Origin of the sequence: Pseudomonas khavaziana, from assembly GCF_036704165.1 — a bacterium.
Classification (GTDB): Bacteria; Pseudomonadota; Gammaproteobacteria; order Pseudomonadales; family Pseudomonadaceae; genus Aquipseudomonas; species Aquipseudomonas khavaziana.
Window position 1 is genome coordinate 1,141,938 of sequence record NZ_CP129946.1, and the last position, 24,614, is coordinate 1,166,551.

Below are 24,614 nucleotides of genomic sequence, written 5' to 3' on the forward strand. Positions count from 1 at the left end.
GTTCGGCGCGAACTTTAGGGCTTGATGGGCGTGGGATCAACTAAAAATGTCGCGTTTTTGCACGCGTTCGTCGTACGGTCGCGTGCAGCTACTTATGTAACCGACCGGTGTGACGGATTGATGTTCCCCGCTGAATGGGAATTGAGGACATTTCCCTGACTCACCGAGGGACAAATGTGGGAGGGGGCTTGCTCCCGATAGCGGTGTGTCAGTCACTTACTCAGCCACTGATCCACCGCTATCGGGAGCAAGCCCCCTCTCACATTTTTATCCCTGTTGTGTCAGTTCATGCCAATGCAGTCTCGGCAGGCGAGACAATACTGGTCTTGCCCCCACGGGACTTACCAGAGCTCAAGTACTCGGCAATCGACTCCTGGGTCACTTCACCCAGGAACACCCGCTCTGCATCCATCACCGGCAACCACGAGCGGTTGAACTCATACATGCGCGACAGCAGGATGCGCAAATGCTCGTCGTACACGGCGGTAGCGTTGAACTCGCGCAGGTACTGGCCGCACGTGCCGGTCTGACGGTGCAAGTCGCGACGGCGTACATAACCCAGCGCCTTGTTCTCGGCACAGGTGACCACCACGTAGCGACGGTCATGCTCGTCCATCAGCTCCAGGGCATCGGCCACCGGGGTTTCCGGGCTGACCGACGGGGCGTTGTCTGCCGCGTCTTCGGCCTTCACCAACAACAGGCGCTTGAGGGTGCTGTCCTGGCCCACGAAGTTGCTGACGAACTCGTCGGCCGGGTGCGCCAGCAGCGTATCCGGGTGGTCGATCTGCAACAGCTTGCCGGCGCGGAAGATGGCGATCTTGTCACCCAGCTTGATCGCTTCGTCGATGTCGTGGCTGACCATGATCACGGTCTTGTTCAGCGCGCGCTGCATCTCGAAGAACTCGTTCTGGATCATTTCGCGGTTGATCGGGTCGACCGCGCCGAATGGCTCATCCATCAGCAGCAGCGGCGCGTCGGCCGCCAGGGCACGGATCACGCCGATGCGCTGTTGCTGGCCGCCGGACAGCTCACGCGGGTAGCGATGCAGGTATTGCTTGGGCTCCAGCTTGATCATGCTCATCAACTCGCGGGCGCGGTCGTGGCATTTCTGCTTGTCCCAACCCAGCAACTTGGGCACCACCACGATGTTCTCTTCGATGGTCATGTTGGGGAACAGGCCGATCTGCTGGATCACATAGCCGATGTTGCGGCGCAGGGTCACTTCGTCCAGGTCGGTGGTGTCTTCGCCATTGATCAGGATCTTGCCCGAGCTGGGCTTGATCAGGCGGTTGATCATTTTTAACGTGGTGCTCTTGCCGCAGCCCGAGGGCCCCAGGAATACACAAATCTCGCCTTCGTTGACGGTCAGGCTTACATCGTTGACGGCGGTAATGGTCTTGCCGTTGCTTTGAAAAGTCTTGGACAGGTTTTGAAGTTCGATCATTTGAGTAATCCTTTTGGAGTCAGCGAGCGTTGCAGCCATTGCAGGAGCAGGTCGGCGAAGATGGCCAGGAGACTGACCAGCACGGCGCCGACAATCAGCATCGACATATCGCTGCGGCTGATGGAAGCCAGAATAAGTACACCCAGGCCACCGGCACCGATGGTGGCGGCGATGGTCATCACGCCGATGTTCATCACCACGGCGGTGCGCACCCCGGCGAGGATCACCGGCACGGCGATGGGCAGCTCGACCATGCGCAGGCGCTGGCCGAAGGTCATGCCGATGCCGCGTGCGGCTTCGCGAATACCCGGTTCCACCCCGGTCAGTGCGAGGTAGGTGTTACGCATGATCGGCAGCAGGGAGTAGAGGAACACTGCGGTAATCGCCGGCATCGGCCCCAGGCCCTGGCCGAACTTGGAGTAGAAGGGCAGCAGCAGGCCGAACAGGGCGATTGAAGGCACGGTCAGCAGTACCGTGGCGCTGGCTTGCAAAGGGCCGGCCAGGGTCGGGAAGCGGGTCATCAGCACGCCCAGGGGCACGCCGACGACGATCGCCAGGATCACTGCGATGCCGACCAGGGTGATGTGCTGCCAGGTCAGATGCAGGACTTGGGCCCAATCAAGATGGGAAAAGGCGTTCAGGAATTCCATGTCTTCTCCTTCTTAGTTGATCGGATGTTGGCGCAGGAAATCGGCGGCGACAGCGGACGGGCTTTCATGGGCGACGTCGACCCGCGCATTCAGCTCGCGCATGGTTGCGTCGTCGAACAGCTCGGCCAAGGGCTTGAGCTCTGCGGCCAATTGCGGATGCTGGTCGAGATATTGCTGACGGATCACCGGGGCTGCGGTGTAGTCCGGGAAGTAATGCTTGTCGTCGGCCAGCAGCTTCAATTTGAACGCGTTCAGGCGGCCATCGGTGGTGTAGACCAAACCGGCAAACACCTGGCCATTACGCAGGGCTGTGTAGACCAGGCCAGCGTCCATCTGCCGAGTGTTTTTGCGCGTGAGGTTCATGTCATACAACTTGACCATGCCGCCCATGCCGTCGGAACGATTGGCGAACTCGGTGTCGAGGGCCACCAGGCGGTTTTCCTTGGTGTCCTCGGCCAGTGCCTTGGTCAGGTCGCTGATGCTATTGATCTGCGGAAATTCCTTGGCCACGTTTTCCGGCAGTGCCAGCGCGTAGGTGTTGCTGAATTTCGACGGCGAGAGCCAGACCAAGCCTTTTTTCGCGTCGAGTTCTTTCACCCGGGCGTAGGACTGTTCGCTGTCGAGTTTCTCGTCCACGTGGTTGTAGGCCACCAGAGAGACACCGGTGTACTCCCAGAGCAGGTCCAGTTGCCCGCTTTCCTGGGCACTGCGCGCCAGGTTGCTGCCCAGGCCGCCAGTTACCCGGGCGTCATAGCCCTTAGTACGCAGGTACTGGGAAGTGATTTCGGCCAGCAGGGTCTGCTCGGTGAAGACCCGTGCGCCGATGCGGATTACCGGTTTTTCTGCGGCTTGCGCGATACCTGCGAACAGCAGGACGCAGCCTAATATCAAGCTTAGTTTTTTCATGTGAATTCCTTTGCCAAGCCTTAAGACGGACGTAACCCGCGTTCCAGCCAGAGACGGCTGGCCATGGTCACCAGGCCATCAAGCAGCAATGCGAGCAGCGCGGTGCATGCAGCGCCGAGCAGCAGTTGCGGCTGGTTGTTCAGGGCAATGCCGGGGAAGATCAGGCTGCCCAGGCTATTGGCGCCAATCAGGAACGCCAGCGGTGCGGTACCGACGTTGATCGCCAGGGCCACACGTACACCGCCGATGATGATCGGCACGGCGTTGGGCAGTTCCACACGAAACAGCACCTGGCGCGGGGTCATGCCGATGCCGGTGGCAGCTTCCTTCAGGGAACCCTGAACATTCTTCAGGCCTTCGTAGGTGTTGCGCACGATGGGCAGCAAGGAGGCGAGGAACAACGCGAAGATGGCCGGGCCGCTGCCGATGCCGAGGACGCCGAGGGCGATGGCCAGTACGGCCAGGGGAGGGACGGTGTTGCCGATGTTGAAGATCTGCATGAAGCGTTCTGCGCGTCCGACCATGTTCGGTCGACTGAGCAGGATACCGGCGGGGATGCCCACAATCAGGGCTGCCAGCATGGAGACTAGGACGAGAATCAGATGAGCTTGCAGGTAAAACAACAAATCGTCGCGGTACAGTTCGATCGTGTTGATGCCGATCCAGTGGACCAGCAGGGCCAGGAGCGCGACGACAACCGCTGCTCCTATAAGCCCTTTGCCATAGCGAATAGCCACAGGCGGACTCCTTTTTTTCTTCTGTCGACGAACACATTCCCGCGTGGCATGCCATTGCTGGCTGTCAGCGAAATGTGATCGCGAAATGCAGCTCGCCAACGCCGTCAAAAGCGGCATGAGTTCGAGCCATAAGCGCAGCCTCGTCAGGCTAACTTGCTGATTTTTCAGCCCCTGTTCCGAGTGCGATAGCAGGGGAGTGGACGTCTCTACCTTTTAAAAGGTTCCACACTTGGGCGTATTTAGCCACCCCCAATAGGCTCAATGGTGGTCTGTACCCTCGGGTTTGCGCTATACTCGCCGCCCTTTTTTGACTCACCTGCCAGGCGATTTCCCATGACCCACCAGGCCGCCGAAGTCGCGAAACGCCGCACTTTCGCCATTATTTCCCACCCCGATGCCGGTAAAACCACCATCACCGAAAAGCTGTTGCTGATGGGCAAGGCAATCGCAGTGGCCGGCACGGTGAAATCGCGCAAATCCGACCGCCATGCGACCTCCGACTGGATGGAAATGGAAAAGCAACGGGGTATTTCCATTACCACGTCGGTCATGCAGTTCCCGTATCGCGATCACATGGTCAACCTGCTCGACACCCCGGGTCACGAAGACTTCTCCGAAGATACCTACCGCACCCTCACTGCTGTTGACTCGGCGCTGATGGTCCTCGACGGCGGTAAAGGCGTTGAGCCACGGACCATCGCGCTGATGGACGTTTGCCGGCTGCGTGACACACCCATCGTCAGCTTTATCAACAAACTCGACCGCGATATCCGCGACCCGATCGAGTTGCTCGATGAGATTGAAGCCGTCCTCAAGATCAAGGCCGCGCCGATCACCTGGCCAATTGGTTGCTACCGCGACTTCAAGGGCGTGTACCACCTGGCCGACGACTACATCATTGTCTACACCGCCGGCCACGGTCATGAACGCACCGAAACCAAAATCATCGAAAAGCTCGATTCGGACGAAGCCCGTGCTCACCTGGGCGACGAGTACGACCGTTTCGTCGACCAGCTGGAGCTGGTGCAGGGCGCCTGCCATGAGTTCAACCAGCAGGAGTTCCTCGACGGCCAGCTGACCCCGGTGTTCTTCGGAACGGCCTTGGGCAACTTCGGCGTCGACCATGTGCTTGACGCTGTTGTGAACTGGGCGCCGAAACCCCTGGCTCGGGTCGCCAACGAGCGCACCGTGGAACCGGTCGAAGAGAAATTCACCGGCTTCGTGTTCAAGATCCAGGCGAACATGGACCCCAAGCACCGCGACCGTATCGCCTTCATGCGTATCTGCTCCGGCCGCTACGAAAAAGGCATGAAGATGCGTCACGTGCGCACCGGCAAGGACGTGCGCATCGGCGACGCGCTGACGTTCTTCTCCTCCGAGCGTGAACAGCTCGAAGAAGCCTACGCCGGCGACATCATCGGCCTGCACAACCACGGCACCATCCAGATCGGCGACACCTTCACCGAAGGCGAAGCCCTGGGCTTCACCGGCATCCCGCACTTCGCTCCGGAACTGTTCCGCCGCGTACGCCTGCGCGACCCGCTGAAATCCAAGCAACTGCGTCAAGGCCTGCAGCAATTGGCCGAAGAAGGCGCCACCCAGGTGTTCTTCCCCGAGCGCAGCAACGACATTATTCTCGGCGCCGTCGGTGTGCTGCAGTTCGACGTGGTCGCCAGCCGCTTGAAAGAGGAATACAAGGTGGAGTGCTCCTACGAGCCGATCACCGTGTACTCCGCGCGCTGGATCGAGTGCAGCGATAAGAAGAAGTTGGAAGAGTTCTCCAACAAGGCCGTGGAAAACCTGGCGATCGACGGCGGTGGTCACCTGACCTACCTGGCTCCGACCCGGGTCAACCTGGCGCTGATGGAAGAGCGCTGGCCGGATGTGAAGTTCCGCGCGACCCGCGAGCACCACTAAGGTCTGAGCGGTTGAGAGAAGGGCGAAGCTGTGATGGCTTCGCCTTTTTTATTGACTTGAAATGCAATCAAATGTGGGGGGGGCTTGCCCCCGATAGCGGTGGGTCAGCCAACATCAATGTTTGCTGGGCCGACGTCTTCGCGGGCCCCCTCCCACATTCTGATCTCTATAAGGCTGGAAATTGACGCAAACCCTGGATCAGAACGACGTGGTCACCGACGCAAAGTAAGCCCGGCCTGGCTCGTTGTAGGTCTGGGCACCGGCATCCTCGGCGTTGCCTTTGCGCGACAGGCGCTTGTCCAGCAGGTTGTTGATACCGACGCGTACGCTGAGGTTTTTGCTGAACTCATAACCGCTGCTCAGGCCCATCAAGCCGTACGGGTCGACATCCTGCTGGGCGCTGCGATCATAGCTGTTGGCGCTGCGTGAGTTGAGCGTCGGCGCTTCCTGCTTGCCATAGTAGGTGCCGCTGACCTGGAAAGACAGCTTATCAGTGGCTTGCCAGTCCAGCGTGGTGTTGACGGTGTACTTGGGGATGATGCTCAAGGGCTCGCCGGTGTCCTTGTCCTTGGAGTCGATCATGTAGGTCAGGTTGGTGTTCCAGTCCAAGTCGTCGCGCAGGCTCACGAACAGGTTGCCTTCAACCCCCTGGACCAACGCCGGTCCGCTGTTTTCCCACTCCAGTACACGGCGACCATTGCCCAGGCGGAATGCCGCCTCGTTGCTGGCATTGATCTTGTTCTTATAGTCATTACGAAAGTACGTCGCGCTGGTGCGCCAGCTGCCCCTGTCGAACGCCAGGCCGATTTCCTTGTTGACGCTGATTTCCGGCCTGAGGTCGCGATTGCCCACCAGGTAGCAACCGCCCATGTTGGCTTCGCTGGCGTTGCAACCGTTGCCACGGCTGTAGAGCAAATAGTTGGGGTTGGACTGATACAGGTTCGGGGTCTTGTAGGCCCGGGCAATACCGCCCTTGAGGCTCAGCTCATCAGTCAACTGATGGGAGGCGTTGAGGCTGGGGCTCCAGTTGCCGCCGTATTCTTCATGATCGTCGTAGCGCAAGCCTGGAGTGATGATGGTCTTGCTGCCCAGTTCGATGTTGTCCTCGGCAAACAAGGCGTAGCTTGATGCGGTGGTCTTGGTGCTGTTGCGGCTGACCCCAGGTATGGCGGGTACGCCGCCGGTGCCCGGGTCATAGCTTTGCGGGCGCAACGAGCCGGGATCGTTCATCGATTCGTAGAGGTATTCGCTGCCCAGGGTCAGCACCTGTTCGGTGCCGAAGCTCAGCGGCAGATTGACCTCTGCAGTGGCCCGGGTATTGCGCAGGCGTGATTCAAAACGGCCTGCGCTGGCCGAAGGTGCACCCTCGCCGGAACCGGCCAGGCCTTCGTTGAGGCGTTCGTTGCGGGTCAGGTCGTGGGTCAACGAGGCCAGGGTCGAGCCCCAGTCAAATTCCCCGCGGTGCGTGGCAGAGAAGCTGCTGCGTTGAATCACACTGGTTTCCTTGCCCACCAGGCTTTCCACGAATGCACCACCGCCGTTGAGCATAGTATCGCCGGCGAAAATATTGCCCTGGCGGCTGTAGCTGGCTTCCAGGTCGAGGGTTTGTTCCGGGGTGAATTGCCAACTCAGCAGGCCATTGACGTCTTTATTGCGCACGCCCTCGCGGCCGGCCACCAGCGAATCCGGGGTCGCTTGGGCTGCGCGGTTGATGTCGGCGTCATCGGCGTCGGTCTTGTTCAGCCCGCCATAGACGCGGAATGCGAGACTGTCGGTCAGCGGGCCGCTGAGATTGAAGTTGGTACGTTTGCTCGCGCCTTCGGCGTCATTTTCGGGGAAGGCGGTGTAGGCGGTCAGCGAACCGTGCAACTGGTCGGTCGGGCGCTTGGTGATAATGTTGATCACCCCACCCATGGCTCCGGAGCCGTAACGGGCGGCGGCCGGGCCGCGCAGGATTTCAATGCGTTCGACTTCTTCGGCCGGCACCCAGTTGGTCTCGCCACGGGTGTCACGGTCACCGCTCCAGCCATAACGTACTGCGTTGCGGGAGGTCGACGGTTTGCCATCAATCAGGATCAGGGTGTTTTCCGGGCCCATGCCGCGCAGGTCGATCTGGCGGTTATTGCCACGGCTGCCGCTGGAGCTGTTGCCGGTCAGGTTGACGCCTGGCTCGCGGCGGATGATCTCCGACAGGTCATTGGTGGGCGGGCGCTTCTTGATGTCCTCGGCGGTGATGATCGATACGCCAGGGGCTTGCTTGAGTTCTTCGGCGGCAGTGCCCAGCACTCGCGTCTCTTCCAGCACCAAGGCCTGGGGTGTGCCGTCTACAGGCAGGTCTGTCGCTTCGATCGGCACTTTGTCGCGCTGTTTTTCCACACTCTGCGCCAACAGCGCGGGGGACGAAAGGGTAGCGATAAACGCCAGCGATAGATGGCTGAGCCTGAATTGAGACGACATGTCCACAAAGTCCTTTAAGGGGGGGGGGGGCGATAGAACGAGAGGCGTCTGAATTTTTTCGCGCATCCAGCGCTCTCCATGCGCCGTAATGATATTGATTCTCAAACAGAAGTAAATTGCATTTACAATCTATACACTTTTCGTCAGGCCCTGGCTCAATGTTTTCAAGGTGCTTGGCATTGGTTCAAACGGTATTTTTTGTTACAGGCGCGCAAAAAAAAGCCCCTCCGGCCAGACTGATGCGCAATCTGGCGGGAAGGGCGATGGAACTCATTGAAACCGCAGCCTCTGTAGGAGCGAGCTTGCTCGCGAAGAATCCATGGACACCGCGTTAAACCAGACTACCCGCGTTATCGTTGACGTCTTTCGCGAGCAAGCTCGCTCCTACAGAGAAGAATTGTGTTGCTTCAGGCCACGAACTGCTCCGCGTAGTGGCACGCCACCTGCCGATTATCCAACGGCCGCAACAACGGCTCCTCGCTGCTGCAGCGCTCGGTCGCATACGGGCAACGCTTGTGGAACGCGCAGCCAGGCGGCGGGTTCAGCGGGTTGGGCAGTTCGCCGACGATCTTGATCTTCGGCTTGTCCGGGTCAGGATGAATCGTGGGGGTGGCCGACAGCAGCGCCTGGGTGTAAGGGTGCAGCGGGCGTGCGTAAATGTCTTCCTTGGGACCCACTTCCACCGGGCGGCCGAGGTACATCACCATCACATCGTCGGCAACGTGCTGCACCACCGCCAGGTTGTGGGAGATGAACACATAGGCAGTGTTGAACTCCTGCTGCAAGTCCATGAACAGGTTGAGCACCTGGGCCTGGATCGACACGTCCAGCGCCGAGGTCGGCTCATCCGCCACCAGCACTTTGGGTTGCAGCATCATTGCCCGGGCCAGGGCGATACGCTGGCGCTGGCCGCCGGAGAACATGTGCGGGTAGCGCTGATAATGCTCGGGGCGCAGGCCCACTTGCTTCATCATCGCCTGCACTTTTTCGCGGCGCTCGGCAGCGGACAGGTTGGTGTTGATCAGCAACGGCTCACCGAGTTGATCACCGACTTTCTGCCGTGGGTTGAGCGAGGCATACGGGCTCTGGAACACCATCTGCACGTCTTTGCGCAATTGCTTGCGCTGGGCCTTGTCGGCACCGGCGACTTCCTGGCCAGCGATTTTCAGGGAACCTGAAGACGGCTCTTCGATCAGCGTCAGCGCACGGGCCAGGGTGGACTTGCCGCAACCCGACTCGCCCACCACGGCGAGGGTCTTGCCGGCTTCCAGCTCAAAGGACACACCATTGAGGGCCCGCACCGTGGCGTGGCCCTTGAACAGGCCACGGGACACTTCGTAGTGACGGGTGAGGTCGCGGGCGGTAAGAACGACGGCCATTACGCCACCTCCTGGTTCAAGGGGTAGAAGCAGCGCGCAAGGCTGTTGGTTTTCGGATCAAGGCTCGGGCGCTGGGTGCGGCAGTTTTCCTGCACGTACGGGCAGCGCGGCGACAGCAGGCAACCCTGCGGGCGGTCATAGCGGCCCGGCACAATACCCGGCAGCGTGGCCAGGCGCGTGGCGCCGAGGCTGTGCTCGGGAATCGCCTTGAGCAACGCTTCGCTGTAGGGGTGTGCCGGGATATCGAACAACTGCGGCACCTGGCCGACTTCCACGGCCTGGCCGGCATACATCACGCACACGCGCTGGGCAGTTTCGGCCACCACCGCGAGGTCGTGGGTGATCAGCACCAGGCCCATGTTCTGCTCTTTCTGCAGGGCCAGCAGCAGCTCCATGATCTGCGCCTGGATGGTCACGTCCAGTGCGGTGGTCGGTTCATCGGCGATCAGTAGTTTCGGCTCGCCGGCAATCGCCATGGCGATCGCAACACGCTGGCTCATACCGCCGGACAGTTGGTGCGGGTAGGCATCCATCCGGCTGGCAGCGCCTGGGATTTCAACCTTTTCCAGCAGTTCGATCGCGCGTTTGCGTGCTTGTTTGCCGGACATTTTCAAGTGCAGGCGCAGCACTTCTTCAATCTGGAAACCCACGGTGTAGCTGGGGTTCAGCGCGGTCATCGGGTCCTGGAACACCATCGCCAGGTCTTTGCCGACGATCTGGCGGCGCTGGCGGTTGCTCAGCTTGAGCATGTCCTTGCCGTCGAAGTTCAGGGCGTCGGCGGTGACGATGCCGGGGTGCTCGATCAGGCCCATCAGCGCCATCATGGTCACGGATTTACCCGAACCCGACTCGCCAACGATCGCCAGTACTTCGCCTTTGTCGACGGAAATGTCGAGGCCATCGACCACCGGCACGGCGGTCTTGTCGCCGAAGCGGACGTTGAGATTCTTGATTTCTAACAGTGACATGGGAATCTCCTCAGGCGGCGTTCTTGAGTTTCGGGTCCAGCGCATCGCGCAGGCCGTCACCCATCAAGTTGATTGCCAGCACGCTGAGCAAAATGGTCAAGCCAGGCAGGCTCACGACCCACCAGGCGCGTTCGATGTAGTCTCGGGCCGAAGCCAGCATGGTGCCCCACTCCGGGGTTGGCGGTTGTACGCCAAGGCCGAGGAAGCCCAGAGCCGCGGCATCGAGAATCGCCGAGGAAAAGCTCAAGGTCGCTTGTACGATCAGCGGCGCCATGCAGTTAGGCAGCACGGTGATGAACATCAGGCGTGGCAGGCCGGCGCCGGCGAGGCGGGCGGCAGTCACGTAGTCGCGGTTCAGTTCGCCCATTACCGCAGCGCGGGTCAGACGGACATAAGACGGCAACGACACGATGGCGATGGCGATCACGGTGTTGATCAGGCCAGGGCCGAGGATGGCGACAATCGCCACGGCCAGCAGCAGCGACGGCAGGGCCAGCATGATGTCCATCAGGCGCATGATGGTTGGGCCGAGCAAGCGCGGGAAGAACCCGGCGAACAGACCCAGCAGGATACCCGGGATCAGCGACATCACCACCGACGACAAACCGATCAGCAACGACAGGCGCGAGCCCTGGATCAGGCGCGAGAGCAAGTCACGGCCCAGTTCGTCGGTGCCGAGCAGGAACTGCATCTGCCCACCTTCCAGCCACGCTGGCGGGGTCAGCAGGAAGTCGCGGTATTGCTCGCTTGGGTTATGCGGTGCAACCCACGGGGCGAAGATCGCGCAGAACACGATCAGCAGCATGAACAGCAGGCCGGCAACCGCGCCTTTGTTCTTGGAGAAGGCTTGCCAGAATTCTTTGTACGGGGATGGGTACAGCAGGCTCTGATCGACTGCTGACACTTGAGTAGGTGTGGTCATGGTCATGATCTCAGCGCTGGTGACGGATGCGTGGGTTGGCGAAGCCGTAGAGGATGTCCACTACGAAGTTCACCAGGATCACCAGGCAGGCGATCAGCAGAATGCCGTTCTGCACCACCGGGTAGTCCCGCGCGCCAATGGCTTCGATCAGCCATTTGCCGATGCCGGGCCACGAGAAGATGGTTTCGGTCAGTACCGCACCGGCCAGCAGGGTGCCGACTTGCAGGCCGACCACAGTAAGCACCGGAATCAGCGCGTTGCGCAGGCCATGCACGAACACCACGCGCGCTGGCGACAGGCCCTTGGCCTTGGCGGTACGGATGTAGTCTTCACGCAGTACTTCGAGCATCGACGAACGGGTCATCCGCGCGATCACCGCCAGCGGGATGGTGCCCAGCACGATGGCCGGCAGGATCAGGTGGTGCAGGGCGTCCCAGAACGCGTCCGGCTCGTCGGCCAGCAGGGTGTCGATCAGCATGAAGCCGGTGCGCGGCTCGATGTCGTAGAGCAGGTCGATACGCCCGGAAACCGGGGTCCAGCCCAGGCTTACCGAGAAGAACATGATCAGGATCAGGCCCCACCAGAAGATCGGCATCGAATACCCCGCCAGGGAGATGCCCATTACCCCATGGTCGAACAGGGATCCTCGTTTCAAGGCCGCGATTACCCCGGCCAACAGGCCTAGGATACCGGCGAACAACAGCGCGGCCATGGACAGCTCCAAGGTCGCGGGGAAGAGGGCGGTGAATTCGGTCCACACGCTGGTGCGGGTGCGCAGTGATTCGCCAAGGTCACCCTGGGCGAGCTTGCCGACATAGTCCAGGTATTGCGCATACAGCGGCTTGTTAAGGCCAAGGCGCTCCATTGCCTGTGCGTGCATTTCGGGGTCAACCCGTCGCTCGCCCATCATGACTTCTACGGGGTCGCCTGGAATCATGCGAATCAACGCAAAGGTCAGCAACGTGATGCCGAAGAACGTGGGGATCAATAACCCCAGTCGGCGGGCAATAAAACTAAACATCTTGGTGTGTACCTCAATCAGCCGGTTAGGCAGGTCCGGCACCGTCAGTGTCGACGGTGCCGAGCGTTTTTCTTATTACTTCACCTGGGTGGTGGCGAAGTTATTGGTGGTCAAAGGGCTTTGGGTATAACCCTCGACGTTCTTGCGCATGGCGGTAAACATTTTCGGGTAGGCCATGGGGATCCAGGGTTGGTCCTTCTCGAAAACGGCCAAAGCTTGTTCATAGAGTGCAGCGCGCTCGGCGGGTTCAGCGTCGGCGCGGGCCTTGTCGATCAAGTCTTGAAACTCTTTGTTACACCAGCGGGCGTAGTTTTCGCCGTTTTTCGCTGCATCGCAACTCAGGTTAGGGGTGAGGAAGTTATCCGGGTCGCCGTTATCCCCGGCCCAGCCGGCGGAAACCATGTCGTGCTCGCCTGCCTTGGCGCGCTTGAGCATCTCGCCCCATTCCATGACCTTGATGTTGACCTTCAGGCCGATCTGGGCCAGGTCTGCCTGCATGCGCTGGGCGCCGAGCATTGGGTTGGGGTTGGTCGGGCCGCCGCCGTTACGGGTGAACAGGGTGAACTCGGTGCCCTCCGGTACGCCGGCTTCCTTGAGCAGGGCACGGGCCTTGTCCAGGTCGCGAGGTGGGTTCTTGAGCTTGTCATTGAAGCCCAGCAAGGTCGGTGGATACGGGCCGGTGCCCACCACCGCGTTGCCTTTGCCGTACAGGGCTTCGGTGTAGCCGGCCTTGTCGAACGCAATGTTGATCGCGTGGCGTACCCGTGCATCGCTCATGTACTTGTGGGTCGTGTTCAGGGCGGTGTAGCTGGTGGTCATGGCCGCCAGCTCATCGACTTTCAGGTTCGGGTCGGCCTTGACGCTCGGCACGTCATCGGGCTTGGGATACAGCGCGATCTGGCACTCGTTGGCCTTGAGCTTCTGCAGGCGCACGTTGTTGTCGGTGGTGATCGCCAGGATCAGCGGGTCGGCCGGTGGCTTGCCACGGAAATAGTCCGGGTTTGCCTTGAAACGCACCTGGGCGTCCTTGGCATAGCGCGTGAAGATAAACGGCCCGGTGCCGATCGGTTTGGCGTTCAGGTCATCGGTCTTGCCGGATTTGAGCAACTGGTCCGCGTATTCGGCGGAGTGAATCGAGGAAAACGCCATGGCTAGGTCGGCCAAGAACGGTGCTTCGGGACGGGTCAGGGTAAAGACGACGGTGTGGTCATCGATCTTCTCTACGCTTTTGAGCAGTTCCTTGAAGCCCATGCTTTCAAAATACGGGTAGCCCACGTTCGATTTCTTGTGCCACGGGTGATTCGGGTCCAGCTGGCGCTGGAAGCTCCAAAGCACGTCGTCGGCATTCATGTTGCGCGTGGGTTTGAAATAGTCGGTGGTGTGGAACTTGATGTCGTCACGCAGGTGGAAGGTGTAGGTCAAGCCATCGGCGCTGATTTCCGGCAGTTCTTTGGCCAGCGCGGGAACCACTTCGGTGGTGCCAGGCTTGAAATCCACCAGACGGTTAAACATGGTTTCAGCAGCGGCATCAGCGGTCACGGCGGTGGTGTACAGGACCGGGTCGAAACCTTCCGGGCTGGCTTCGGTGCACACCACCAGCGGTTTGGCCGAAACGCCGATTGCCACGCTCAACAGCGCGGCAGCCATGGCGGCTTGTAGCGGGAGCATTTTCATTCAGAGCCCTCTGCAATCGATGGAGCCAGAAAAGCGTAGACGGCGGGCTCGTCCTGAGCCCGCCGTCTGCCTGGCGCTAATTAAAGGATGTTGAATGGGATGGTGGTGACCAGACGGAATTCCTTGATGCTGCCATCGGACTGGAACTCGCTGCCACGGTGTTCAACGTAGGTGGCACGAATCGCGGTGGCCTTGAGCGGGCCACTCTGCACCGCGTAGGAAGCGCCTACACCGTATTCCTGGTGCTTCTCGCCGTCCTGGGACTGGATGCCGTCGTAGGCGAACTTGGCGCGGCCATTGTTGCCGGTGTAGTGGGTACCGTCGATGCCCCAGCCGCGGGCCGAGTAGGCATTGAACTTCAGGCCTGGCACGCCGTATTCAGCCATGTTGATGGCATAGGCGATCTGGAAGGATTTCTCGTTCGGGCCGTTGAAGTCCGAAGTCAGGGAGTTGGCCAGGTAGATGCCGTTGGTTTCGTGCAGGTAGTCGAAGTACTCGTTACCGTTCACTTGCTGGTAACCGAAGGTCAGGCTGTGTGCCTGGTGAGTCAGGCCCAGGGACAGGGAGAAGGTATCGTTGTCGATTTCCCCCATCTCTTTTTTGCCTTCATCGACAGTCTTGTAGTAGTTGAAGCCGGTGGTCAGGCCCAGTTGCTGAGCGTCGCCCAATTCGTGGGTAGCGCCGAAGTAGTACTGGTTCCAGAAGTCCTTCACGTTGGCGGCGAAGAAGCTGGTCTTCAGGCTTTTCAGCGGCTGGTAGTTCACGCCCAGGGTGGACACTTTGTCGGTTTCTGCGCCATTGCCGTATTCGGTACGGAATTTCGACAGGCTCTGCTCGCTACGTGGCGAAACGCGGTCAAACACGCCGCCCTGGAACGACAGGTTGCTGAACTCTTCACTGTTGAAGCTCACACCCTGGAAGCTTGAAGGCAGGGCACGGTTGCCAATGGTGTCGACGATGCCGCTGCTGAAGTTCTGGCGACCGGCGGTCAAGGTGGTGTTGGACACGCGGAACTGCACGTTGGCCAGGCCCAGTTTGCTCCACTGGTCGACGGCGTCGCCGTTGGAGTCCGCCAGGGTACGGTTGGAGCCACCCTTGATGTCACGCTTGCTACGGTCCAGTACCAAGGCGTTGTAGACCGCTACTTCGGTCTTCACCCCAACGGTGCCCTGGGTGAAACCCGAGCTGGCGTTGAGGATGGTGCCCTGCACCCAGTTGGTACGGTTGCGATCAGTAAGGGTCTGGCCGTGTTTCTGGTAGGCGAAGGTGCCCCCACGGTATTTGCTTTCATGGGAGTACCAGTTACGTGTGGTGCCGCCCAGGCTGAAATCTTCAATGAAGCCCTTGGCCTCGCCTTGGGCGCTGGTGGCGGCCAACGTGGTAGGAACGAAGTCCTGGCTTTGCGTTTCAGCGTAGGCGGTTGCCGTGATGCTGCTGATGGCCAGGGCCAGAAGCGCTTTGCTGCTCAGTTTCATGGGTGAAGCTCCTTTGGTTCTCTTTTTTAATGCCGGTCTTTTTAGGTGAACCGGCTATTGGGTGTGTAACTCGTTCAAGCTATTGCAAACGTTTGGCGTAGGAAAAATCCCAACAAAAGGCTGCACGTTTACCGGAGAGTCAGCAGCACTCTCCGCAATCCGGTTATTTTCTTATGGGGTAATGCTGACGCCCGAGAACACGTTGCGGCCGAAGGGGCTCACCTTGAAACCTTCGACTTTGGCGCTTAACGGCTGGTTGACCGTCGAGTGGGCGATGGGCGTGATCGGCACCTGCTGCTTGAGCAGTTGCTGCGCCTGTTTGTACAGAACAGTCCTTTGTTCGCGGTCGGTCACGACCTTGGCTTGCTTGATCAGCTTGTCGTACGCCGGGTCACACCACATGGAGTAGTTGTTCCCGCCGATGGCGTCGCAGCTGTAGAGGGTGCCGAGCCAGTTGTCCGGGTCACCGTTGTCGCCGGTCCAGCCGATCAGGCTGACATCGTGCTCACCGTTCTTGGTGCGCTTGATGTATTCGCCCCACTCATAGCTGACGATCTTGACCTTGAGGCCAATCTTGGCCCAGTCGTTCTGCAGCATCTCGGCCATCAGCTTGGCGTTGGGGTTGTAGGGGCGCTGCACCGGCATGGCCCACAGGGTGATCTCGGTGCCTTCCTTGACGCCGGCAGCCTTGAGCAATTCCTTGGCTTTTTCCGGGTTGTAGGCGGCGTCCTTGATGCTGTCGTCGTAGGACCATTGCGTCGGCGGCATGGCGTTGACCGCCAGTTGCCCGGCGCCCTGGTACACGGCGTTGAGGATGCTCTGCTTGTTCACCGCCATGTCCAGCGCCTGGCGGACCTCAAGTTGGTCGAAGGGCTTATGGCGCACGTTGTAGGAGATATAGCCGAGGTTGAAACCGGGCTTGGTCAGCAGTTGCAGCTTCGGGTCAGTCTTGAGGGCTTCGACATCGGCGGGGCGGGGATGCAGGGTGACCTGGCATTCCCCGGCCTTGAGCTTCTGCACCCGCACCGAGGCATCGGTGTTGATGGCGAAGATCAGTTGATCCAGCTTGACTCGGCTCGGGTCCCAGTACTGTTTGTTGCCCACATAACGGATCTGCGAGTCTTTCTGGTAGCGCTGGAACACGAAAGGACCAGTGCCGATCGGCTTCTGGTTGATGTCGCTGGGCCGGCCTTGCTTGAGCAATTGTTCGGCGTATTCGGCCGAGAGGATTGCGGCAAAACTCATGGCGATGTTCTGCACGAACGCGGCGTCGACCGTGTTCAAGGTCATCACCACGGTGTAGGGGCCGGTTTTCTCGACCTTGGCGATATTCTTGTTCAGGCTCATCCCGTTGAAGTACGGAAACTCGGTAGGGTAGGCCTTGCGGAACGGGTGGTCGGGGTCAAGCATGCGGTTGAAGGTAAACAGCACGTCGTCGGCGTTGAAGTCCCGCGTCGGCTTGAATTCCTTGTTGCTGTGGAACTTCACCCCTTCACGCAGATGAAACGTATAGGTCAGCCCGTCTTCAGAGATATCCCACTTGGTTGCCAGCCCTGGCACCACGTCGGTGGCGCCTTTTTCGAACTCGACCAGGCGGTTGTACAACGGCTCTGCGGCATCGTTGTCAGTGGCGGTGGTGTATTGCGCAGTATCGAAACCTGCCGGGCTGCCTTCGGAGCAGAACACCAGGCTCTTCTTTTCGGCGGCTTGTCCCATGGTGGCCACGGCCAGCAGGCTGGTGGCAAACATCGCGGATAGAACGGTGGTATGGCGCATGACAATCCCGATCCTTGTTTGTAGTTATCAACAGCGAACCACCTCTCTGGCGTACGGCCAGGGAGACATCACTGATCCCACACACAGCAAGTGCCTTTTCTCAGAATGATGCCTCTGCTGTCCTACGACGTTATGGGGCGCGGACATTGCAGTAAATGCGTCAATTCTGACTGGCCTTGTAGGTAACGGAGACACGGGTCGCAGTTCGTTGCTGTAGGACACAACGCTTTCAATCGTGGTCTGTTTCCTATGGCCTGGGCAGATGGAATAACGGCGACGTTATGAAACGTCGCCGTTATTGATCCTTACTTGCCGCTGACGCTAACGCCGTAGAAGGAATTCAAGCCAAACGGGCTGATCTTGAAGTCTTGTACGGTATTACGCATGGGTTGATACACCGTCGAGTGCGCGATAGGTGTCATCGGGACTGCATCTTTGAGGATATGTTGCGCCTGCTTGTACAGCTCGGTGCGTTTGGCGACATCCGACGTGGCCTTGGCTTCTTTCACGATGCCGTCGAATTTTTTGTCGCACCACTTGGAGAAGTTGTTACCCGACAGCGAGTCGCAGCCGAACAGTACGTTCAGCCAGTTGTCCGGGTCACCATTGTCGCCGCTCCAGCCAATGATCATGGCCTGGTTCTCGCCGCCTTTGGAGCGCTTGATGTACTCGCCCCACTCGTAGCTGGTGATCTTGACCTTCAGGCCGATCTTGGACCAGTCGTTCTGCAGCATCTCAGCCATCAGCTTGGCGTTCGGGTTGTACGGACGCTGAACCGGCATGGCCCACAGGACGATTTCGGTGCCTTCCTTGACGCCGGCTTCCTTGAGCAGCGCCTTGGCTTTTTCAGGGTCGTACTTGGTGTCCTTGATGCTGGTGTCGTAGGACCATTGGGTCGGCGGCATGGCGTTGACGGCCAGTTGACCGGCGCCCTGGTACACCGAGTCAATGATCTGCTGCTTGTTCACCGCCATGTCCAGCGCCTGGCGTACGCGCAGGTCAGCCAGCGGATTTGGCTGATCGCTGCCCTTGATCTTGTCCATGACGTTGTAGGCAACATAGCCCAGGTTGAAACCCGCCTGGTGCGGCAGTTTCAGGCTTTTGTCTTCGCCCAGGGCCTTGAGGTCGGCTGGACGCGGGAACAGGGTGATCTGGCATTCGTTTTTCTTGAGCTTCTGGATACGCACCGACGGGTCAGTGGTGATAGCGAAGATCAGGTTGTCGATCTTCACATCTTCAGGTTTCCAGTAGTCCTTGTTGCCGGTGTAGCGAATGTTCGAATCTTTCTGGTAGCTCTTGAACACGAACGGGCCAGTGCCGACCGGCTTCTGGTTGATGTCGGCGGGCTTGCCTTCCTTGAGCAACTGCGCGGCATATTCAGCGGACTGGATCGACGCGAAGCTCATGGCCAGGTTCTGGATGAAAGCCGCATCCACGGTGCCAAGGGTGAACTTGACGGTGTGGTCATCGACTTTCTCGATGTTCTTGATATTGGTGTCCATTCCCATGTCCGTGAAATACGGGAACTCGGTAGGGTAGGCCTTACGGAAGGGGTCGTCTTTATTGATCATGCGGTTGAAGGTGAACAGCACGTCGTCTGCCGAGAATTCACGAGTCGGCTTGAAGTACGAGGTGGTGTGGAACTTGACGCCTTCGCGCAGGTGGAAGGTATACGTCAGGCCATCCGGGGACACGTCCCAACTGGTGGCCAGGCCAGGAACCACGGCGGTGCCGCCACGTTCGAACTGGCTCAGACGGTTGAACATGGTTTCGGCCGAGGCATCGAAGTCTGTTCCGGTGGTGTACTGGCCTGGATCGAAACCGGCCGGGCTCCCTTCGGAGCAGAACACCAGGTTAGTTGCCGCAAGGGCTGCAGGGGCGGCGGCCATAAGGCCCGCGCTCACTAATAACGGAAGGACTGCGTGTTTAAGCATGTTGGCCTCATGATTTGTTGTCATTTTTGGTGGTGAGGGCGACCTCGTGAGTCGGCCTGCGGATACTTATGCAGGCGCCATACCCAATGCAAGATGCAGAGCGGCCAGGAGCGGCAAACTGTGGTACGAACGTACAGGAATGTCGCAATTATGAAAGTTTCGACACAAATATGCCTGTTTGAAGGTTTTTTTCGGTGCAGTGAGCGCACCAAAAAAGCCCAGCCGAGGCGTCTAGCGCACTCGGTTGGGGCGCTGCTGTTACTTATCTAGACCCACACCATAGAACGGGGTGAGCCCGAAGGGGCTGATCTTGAAGTCGCGTACTTCTTTGCGCAAAGGCTGGAAAACCGTCGAGTTCGCAATAGGCGTTATAGGTACTTGTTCCTTAAGGATTTGTTGTGCCTTTTGATACCACTTGATGCGTTGCTCGCGGTCGTTGCTGACCTTGGCTTGCTGCACCAGCGTGTCGTAGGCCGGGTTACACCATTTGGCGTAGTTGCTGCCCTTGACTGCGGCACAACTGTAGAGCACGCCGAGCCAGTTATCCGGGTCGCCGTTATCACCGGTCCAGCCGTAAATCATTGCATCGTGCTCGCCATTCTTGGCGCGCTTTATGTATTCGCCCCACTCATAGCTGACGATGTTGGCCTTGATGCCGACCTTGGCCCAATCCTGTTGGATCATTTGCGCAGACATTCGCGCATTCGGGTTGGAGGCGCGCTGCACGGTCATCGCCCACAGATTGATGGTGGTACCTGGTGCAACCCCTGCTTCTTTTAGTAGCAACCGCGCCTTGGTCGGATCGTGGGGCGCGTCTTGGATTTTCGCGTCATAAGACCACTGCGCCGGTGGCAATGCGTTCTGCGCCAATTGTCCGGCGCTCTGGTACACAGCCTTGATAATCGCGGGCTTGTCGATGGCCATGTCCAGCGCCTGGCGCACCTTGAGCTGGTCCAGCGGCGGGTGGGTCACGTTGTAGGCCAGGAAGCCCAGGTTGAAACCGGCTTGCTGCAGGACGCGCAGGTTGGGATCTTGCTTCATCACTTCGATATCGGCGGGGCGCGGGTAACCGCTGACCTGGCATTCTCCGGCCTTGAGTTTCTGCAGGCGCGCGGCGGCGTCCGGGGTGATGGCGAACACCAGGTTGTCGAGCTTCACGTCCTCGGGTTTCCAATACTGTTTATTGGCCGCATAGCGAATCTGCGCGTCTTTCTGGTAACGCTTGAACACAAATGGCCCGGTGCCGACCGGTTTTTGATTGATCTGCTCGGGCTTGCCTTCTTTCAGGAGCTGCGCGGCATATTCAGCCGATTGCACCGAGGCGAAACTCATGGCCAGGTTCTGTACAAATGCAGCATCGACATTATTCAGGTTGAAACGCACGGTGTGCTCGTCGAGCTTGTCGATGCTCTTGATCGTGGTGTTCAAGCCCATGTCGGTGAAGTAGGGCGACTCGGACGGGTATGCCTTGCGGAAGGGGCTGTCGGCGTCCAGCAGCCGGTTGAAGGTGAACAGCACATCATCGGCGTTGAAGTCGCGGGTCGGGGTGAAAAAATCGGTGGTGTGGAACTTGACGCCATCGCGCAGGTGGAAGGTGTAGGTCAGGCCGTCTTTGGATATGTCCCAACTGGTTGCCAGGCCGGGTTCGACTTCGGTGCCGCCGCGCTTGAACTGGGTCAGACGGTTGAACACGGTTTCGGCGGATGCATCGAAATCGGTGCCACTGGTGTACTGGCTGGGATCGAAGCCGGCGGGGCTGGCTTCGGAGCAATAGACCAGGGTCGTGGAGGCTTGGACCATCGGCATAAAGGCCAGGAGGCTGGCGGCGAGGAGCAGTGGCTTGACGGCGATTCTTTCCATGGAGACCCCTGAAATGGCAGGCATATAAAAGCTGCCCAAACGAAAACGGCGGTCACCGAGGTTACCGCCGTTCAAGCGGGTTAGGTAGGGGAGACTTCTATGCGGGTAGGCGCAGATTTATCGATTGTAACGGGCGGTCCATCCACTGCATTACTCTCACGGAGGGTGAACGTCCGGCTGGCTGTGATGCTCAAGTCTGAAGCGGGAATGGGCTCATCTGCGCCTGCATAAACGAGTTTCCATTGCGAGGTCACTGTGACTTTGGTCTCATTTTCCAAAGGCGAATAGTCGATGAAAAAGTGTCGGTCGCCAGCGCTGCTCAGGTAGTCGTCTTTTACTCGCGGGGGCTGCAACTCAAGCCACGCCGGAGCGGCAGAGCCTTGATGCGCTACCTCTGAAATCGCCGCCCGCATGTCGGGGTCGGGGACCGCATTTTCAAAGGTTTCGATTCCGTCCTGGATAAAACCATCGACGACTGACTGCTCTATATTATTGCCCGGAATATTAAGTTCTTCTATCTGCCGGGGTATGTTGATTTCAACGTCCTGCAGGCCCGGTCGCCTAATGGTGTAAGGGTTCCTGTTGATATCTGTGGTGAATTGGCCAGCGTAGTTGCTGGTGCCGAACGTTGAAGGGGATGCCGCTTCCGAAGCGGAGACCGTGAAGTTTCTATCGTCTACTTCCCATGAAAGGACAGGGCGACTTTTAACCGTACCGTTTTCCTCATCAACGCTGACCCCAAATCTATACTGCGTTTGCTCCTCAAAGTTGAGGTATTTGTCGAGTGTGTCGGCGCCTTCCATTTTTGATCCGTCTAGCTCAATAAAGTTGTCCGAAAAGCGGGAGGATGACTTTAAGTCGTTACTCGGGGTCGGCGAAATCGAACGTTGCCACGGCCACTTAATCCCGCCATCGCCCGGTGCGCGGGCCCACTCTTTCTCGCGCCCAGGTGTGATAACCATCAGTCCGTCACCGTCGGAATTGATGATTCTGGCAAAGGTGTCGCCTGTCCTGTAGCGACCTGATATTTCAAATATCCTGCTTGTTTCAGTTTCGTCGGTAAGGCGTACGAATTGACGCAGCGCCCCCTCGCTGTCGGTTATTCGATAGACACCCAGCGCGTCGCGGTGCGCATTCTTTATTAATTGCTCACCCTCATCGACGGCATAAGGTGCCATTGGCAGGAGTGATTGGGACTTTGGTAGGGCAGCCCCAGGTGCGTCGACAATGGGCATGCCGCTGGAGGGGCCAGGTGTTGGTTCGCCGATGTCATGGATTTCTGGTGTAGCAAGTGGATCTACAGTCGGCAGCTCTTTCTCAGGCGGTAGCGCAAAAGGATCCTCCGGGACTGCGCTTGCCCCGGCTGAGAACAGCGTATTCAGCAAACCATCGAATGCCTTGGACACCCCATCGCTGCGCTCGGCCTCGGTGTCGCCGGATGCTGCTTTTTCCGCGCCCAACCCCAGCTCTGTCAACCCTGCAAGCGCCGCCGCACCCGCAACCGGTGCTGCGATGGGCGCAAGCTTGGCCAGTAATCCCGCGGCCACGGTTATGTCGTTCAGCCAGGTATCGCGGGTCACTTCGCTGTTGGATTTGATGACCACATCGGTATCGCTGGTCATGCGTTGTTTAGCGGCGGTCGTCAATGTGGAAAATACGTCTCCCTCGATTTTGGCGTGGCTGTCATTGAGCACCGGGGTTTTCAGATCACCGGCAGCCATTTTTTTGAACAGGGCGTCCAGGCCATCTTGCGTGTCGCCTATTCCCGTGAAGTTCAAGCCAGGTATAAAGCCGATTCCCAGTTGCGGCAGAATGCCGGGCTTATGGTCCTGGCGATCAACCAATGAAAAATGCGCCAGCAGCGCCTGGCTTTTTTTCGGATCCTGGCTTTGCTCAATCACCCACTGATTGAGTTTTTCCAGGGAGTCGAAGCGCAGGAATGCCGGCTTTGCTCCCGGTATATAAAGTACCTGGCGACCTCCATCGTCAGCGCTGAACCGCACAATGTCGCTGGACTTAAAACCGTGGATGCTAAGGGCATGCACTTGAGTGTCGCCGCTTACCGGCGCTTGTGCATTGAGCTGCTCCATGCTCAACGCAGCGTTCTCGTCGAGCGGGAGGTTGCTGGCAGCCGCCATCACCAAGCGGTAGTCGCCTCGAGTGAATCGATGCTCGGGTGCTTGCAAGGCTCGCTCAGCGGGTGATCGGGCTTCGGCCGTCTTCAATTGTTCGCGGGCCTGGAAGACGAACTCACCTTTGATCGCGGTCTGGTAGCCATCGGCATGCGTGTTCCAGAAGTTGTCGATTTTCTGGGTCATCTGGGCCTGGAAGTCGGTCTTCCAGCTTTCGTGCATCACTTGCGACGGCTTAAGATCGATTTGATTGTGCTTGCCGTAGCCGCCTTTTTCGCTTTGCCCCGTGGATTGGGTATACAGACCCGCGTCGAGATCCAGGTTTCCGGGTACCCAATCGTGCTCGGAGAAATTCTTCAGCAAGGCATCGGGCAGGCGCAGCGAAGACCAGGGCTCCTGGAACTTGTGCTCCCAGCCGGTCACTGTATCCGCGCTTTCGCCGCCCTTGAAGCGGTTCAAATAAACGGTATCTGAGTCGATCGGTTTGCCCGTGAGCTTGAGCAGCAGGTCGTCCGCCCATTTCTTGGCTTCTGCCCGTGTGTCGGGCAGGTTGGTGGCAACTTCGACCGCCAAGCGCTTGTAGGCCAACGCCTGCGGCGCGGTGCTGTAGTACTTGGCCGCATTTTGTCTTTGCACTTGCAGCGCATTTGCCGAGCGGCTGCTAGCAGGACGCAAGTGATCATCGGCGGAAATAGGATCGAAGGTGTCTTTATGCTCCAGGTGCCTTATTTGTGCTCGGGCCTGGGACAACGTTGGGGGAAGTGCCACCCCTTCAAAGTTTGCTACGACTTTTGCGCTGACTTGTATGGCATTTTCACCCAGCCTCACGCGCAAATCACCATTATTGCCTGGGGCGATGATCCTGGCGGCCGCTAACAGAGGCCCCGAAATTTGTCCCCAACCCGATGTGTCCGTGAGGCGGAAGGTTTTCGTTTCGCCCCTCACCTCGGCGGACAACGTACCCGTAGACGGGTTGATTGAGAGGAGAGTGTTCGGTTCGATCTGCTGTTCGCGCAGCCAACCCTGCACAACAGGCTGTTCCAAATGTTCACGATACAGTCCAAGCCATTGACCCAAGTTGCTCTGGGGCGGGACCGTGATAAGCCCGGCATTGTTATGCAATACCTTGCGTTGGACAGCCTCAAGGTAAGCCTTGAGCAGTTCCTTCTCGGCGGGCTGGGCCGGGTTGCCAATGGACGGTTGAGGCGCTTGTGAGGTTTGTGCTTCAGTTGTCGGCCTTGGGGCACCGAGTACCGACGGCAGCGATAGGGGCGATGTTGCATTGACTGATAGGGACATAAGTTTGGCTCTCACTGTGTGAATAAATGCCAGCACAGCCCTCCCTGGTAGCTATGGCAGTAT

16 protein-coding genes are annotated in these 24,614 nt (G+C 59.0%); 1 reads left to right on the forward strand and 15 read right to left on the reverse strand.

Going from position 1 to position 24,614, the window contains the following annotated elements; all coding sequences use genetic code 11:
- Positions 1 to 286: 286 nt before the first annotated feature.
- From QYQ93_RS05025 to QYQ93_RS05040, 4 genes are read right to left on the reverse strand one after another with little or no spacing between them, the layout of a single operon-like run.
- Positions 287 to 1,444 (reverse strand): betaine/proline/choline family ABC transporter ATP-binding protein, encoded by a 1,158-nt coding sequence (locus tag QYQ93_RS05025; RefSeq protein WP_043048518.1) that lies wholly within the window; start codon positions 1,442 to 1,444, stop codon positions 287 to 289.
- Entirely contained in the window at positions 1,441 to 2,094 is a 654-nt protein-coding gene (locus QYQ93_RS05030; RefSeq protein ID WP_034118069.1) for an ABC transporter permease, read from the reverse strand. Before QYQ93_RS05030 ends, QYQ93_RS05025 begins: the two co-directional genes overlap by 4 nt.
- A gap of 12 nt (positions 2,095 to 2,106) precedes the next feature.
- Positions 2,107 to 3,000, reverse strand: a complete 894-nt coding sequence (locus tag QYQ93_RS05035) for a glycine betaine ABC transporter substrate-binding protein (protein WP_043048519.1) — start codon at positions 2,998 to 3,000, stop codon at positions 2,107 to 2,109.
- Between the two features lie 20 nt (positions 3,001 to 3,020).
- Positions 3,021 to 3,737 carry an ABC transporter permease gene (locus QYQ93_RS05040; protein ID WP_043048520.1) on the reverse strand — a complete coding sequence of 239 codons (717 nt, stop codon included), beginning with the start codon at positions 3,735 to 3,737 and terminating at the stop codon, positions 3,021 to 3,023.
- 333 nt (positions 3,738 to 4,070) lie between these two features.
- On the opposite strand from QYQ93_RS05040, the gene QYQ93_RS05045 reads away from it, so the two are divergent.
- Positions 4,071 to 5,654, forward strand: a complete 1,584-nt coding sequence (locus QYQ93_RS05045; RefSeq protein WP_043048522.1) for a peptide chain release factor 3 — start codon at positions 4,071 to 4,073, stop codon at positions 5,652 to 5,654.
- Between the two features lie 198 nt (positions 5,655 to 5,852).
- Here the strand turns inward: QYQ93_RS05045 and QYQ93_RS05050 are convergent, their stop codons facing one another.
- The 11 genes from QYQ93_RS05050 to QYQ93_RS05100 all read right to left on the reverse strand — a co-directional run bounded on the left by QYQ93_RS05050 (position 5,853) and on the right by QYQ93_RS05100 (position 24,551).
- Positions 5,853 to 8,111 carry a TonB-dependent siderophore receptor gene (locus QYQ93_RS05050; protein WP_338476459.1) on the reverse strand — a complete coding sequence of 753 codons (2,259 nt, stop codon included), beginning with the start codon at positions 8,109 to 8,111 and terminating at the stop codon, positions 5,853 to 5,855.
- A gap of 407 nt (positions 8,112 to 8,518) precedes the next feature.
- On the reverse strand, positions 8,519 to 9,490 hold the full coding sequence (locus QYQ93_RS05055; protein WP_217880069.1) for a peptide ABC transporter ATP-binding protein: 972 nt from the start codon (positions 9,488 to 9,490) through the stop codon (positions 8,519 to 8,521).
- The gene (locus QYQ93_RS05060) at positions 9,490 to 10,458 is read right to left on the reverse strand and encodes an ABC transporter ATP-binding protein (protein ID WP_043048526.1); all 969 of its coding nucleotides are present in this window, start codon (positions 10,456 to 10,458) and stop codon (positions 9,490 to 9,492) included. The genes QYQ93_RS05055 and QYQ93_RS05060 overlap by 1 nt, the downstream gene beginning before the upstream one ends.
- 10 nt (positions 10,459 to 10,468) lie before the next feature.
- On the reverse strand, positions 10,469 to 11,380 hold the full coding sequence (locus QYQ93_RS05065; RefSeq protein WP_003188486.1) for an ABC transporter permease subunit: 912 nt from the start codon (positions 11,378 to 11,380) through the stop codon (positions 10,469 to 10,471).
- A 10-nt stretch (positions 11,381 to 11,390) separates the two neighbouring features.
- Positions 11,391 to 12,401, reverse strand: a complete 1,011-nt coding sequence (locus tag QYQ93_RS05070) for an ABC transporter permease subunit (protein WP_003171721.1) — start codon at positions 12,399 to 12,401, stop codon at positions 11,391 to 11,393.
- Between the two features lie 75 nt (positions 12,402 to 12,476).
- On the reverse strand, positions 12,477 to 14,075 hold the full coding sequence (locus QYQ93_RS05075; RefSeq protein WP_338476460.1) for an ABC transporter substrate-binding protein: 1,599 nt from the start codon (positions 14,073 to 14,075) through the stop codon (positions 12,477 to 12,479).
- A gap of 80 nt (positions 14,076 to 14,155) precedes the next feature.
- A complete protein-coding gene (locus QYQ93_RS05080) occupies positions 14,156 to 15,550 on the reverse strand; it encodes an OprD family outer membrane porin (RefSeq protein WP_043048529.1) in 1,395 nt (464 codons plus the stop codon).
- Between the two features lie 171 nt (positions 15,551 to 15,721).
- On the reverse strand, positions 15,722 to 17,299 hold the full coding sequence (locus tag QYQ93_RS05085; protein WP_422394052.1) for an ABC transporter substrate-binding protein: 1,578 nt from the start codon (positions 17,297 to 17,299) through the stop codon (positions 15,722 to 15,724).
- A gap of 332 nt (positions 17,300 to 17,631) precedes the next feature.
- Entirely contained in the window at positions 17,632 to 19,260 is a 1,629-nt protein-coding gene (locus QYQ93_RS05090; RefSeq protein ID WP_338476462.1) for an ABC transporter substrate-binding protein, read from the reverse strand.
- A gap of 258 nt (positions 19,261 to 19,518) precedes the next feature.
- Positions 19,519 to 21,120, reverse strand: coding sequence for an ABC transporter substrate-binding protein (locus QYQ93_RS05095; protein ID WP_338476464.1), 1,602 nt, complete (start codon positions 21,118 to 21,120; stop codon positions 19,519 to 19,521).
- 80 nt (positions 21,121 to 21,200) lie between these two features.
- Positions 21,201 to 24,551, reverse strand: a complete 3,351-nt coding sequence (locus QYQ93_RS05100; RefSeq protein ID WP_338476465.1) for a dermonecrotic toxin domain-containing protein — start codon at positions 24,549 to 24,551, stop codon at positions 21,201 to 21,203.
- Between the last annotated feature and the right edge of the window lie 63 nt (positions 24,552 to 24,614).

What these genes read in the sequence shown, in the direction of transcription:
- QYQ93_RS05050 (WP_338476459.1), bottom strand. Translation starts at nt 8,111, where the DNA reads ATGTCGTCTCAATTCAGGCTCAGCCATCTATCGCTGGCGTTTATCGCT.
- QYQ93_RS05080 (WP_043048529.1), bottom strand. Translation starts at nt 15,550, where the DNA reads ATGAAACTGAGCAGCAAAGCGCTTCTGGCCCTGGCCATCAGCAGCATC.
- QYQ93_RS05025 (WP_043048518.1), bottom strand. Translation starts at nt 1,444, where the DNA reads ATGATCGAACTTCAAAACCTGTCCAAGACTTTTCAAAGCAACGGCAAG.
- QYQ93_RS05035 (WP_043048519.1), bottom strand. Translation starts at nt 3,000, where the DNA reads ATGAAAAAACTAAGCTTGATATTAGGCTGCGTCCTGCTGTTCGCAGGT.
- QYQ93_RS05090 (WP_338476462.1), bottom strand. Translation starts at nt 19,260, where the DNA reads ATGCTTAAACACGCAGTCCTTCCGTTATTAGTGAGCGCGGGCCTTATG.
- QYQ93_RS05075 (WP_338476460.1), bottom strand. Translation starts at nt 14,075, where the DNA reads ATGAAAATGCTCCCGCTACAAGCCGCCATGGCTGCCGCGCTGTTGAGC.
- QYQ93_RS05055 (WP_217880069.1), bottom strand. Translation starts at nt 9,490, where the DNA reads ATGGCCGTCGTTCTTACCGCCCGCGACCTCACCCGTCACTACGAAGTG.
- QYQ93_RS05100 (WP_338476465.1), bottom strand. Translation starts at nt 24,551, where the DNA reads ATGTCCCTATCAGTCAATGCAACATCGCCCCTATCGCTGCCGTCGGTA.
- QYQ93_RS05070 (WP_003171721.1), bottom strand. Translation starts at nt 12,401, where the DNA reads ATGTTTAGTTTTATTGCCCGCCGACTGGGGTTATTGATCCCCACGTTC.
- QYQ93_RS05065 (WP_003188486.1), bottom strand. Translation starts at nt 11,380, where the DNA reads ATGACCACACCTACTCAAGTGTCAGCAGTCGATCAGAGCCTGCTGTAC.
- QYQ93_RS05060 (WP_043048526.1), bottom strand. Translation starts at nt 10,458, where the DNA reads ATGTCACTGTTAGAAATCAAGAATCTCAACGTCCGCTTCGGCGACAAG.
- QYQ93_RS05045 (WP_043048522.1), top strand. Translation starts at nt 4,071, where the DNA reads ATGACCCACCAGGCCGCCGAAGTCGCGAAACGCCGCACTTTCGCCATT.
- QYQ93_RS05085 (WP_422394052.1), bottom strand. Translation starts at nt 17,299, where the DNA reads ATGTTTGCCACCAGCCTGCTGGCCGTGGCCACCATGGGACAAGCCGCC.
- QYQ93_RS05030 (WP_034118069.1), bottom strand. Translation starts at nt 2,094, where the DNA reads ATGGAATTCCTGAACGCCTTTTCCCATCTTGATTGGGCCCAAGTCCTG.
- QYQ93_RS05095 (WP_338476464.1), bottom strand. Translation starts at nt 21,120, where the DNA reads ATGGAAAGAATCGCCGTCAAGCCACTGCTCCTCGCCGCCAGCCTCCTG.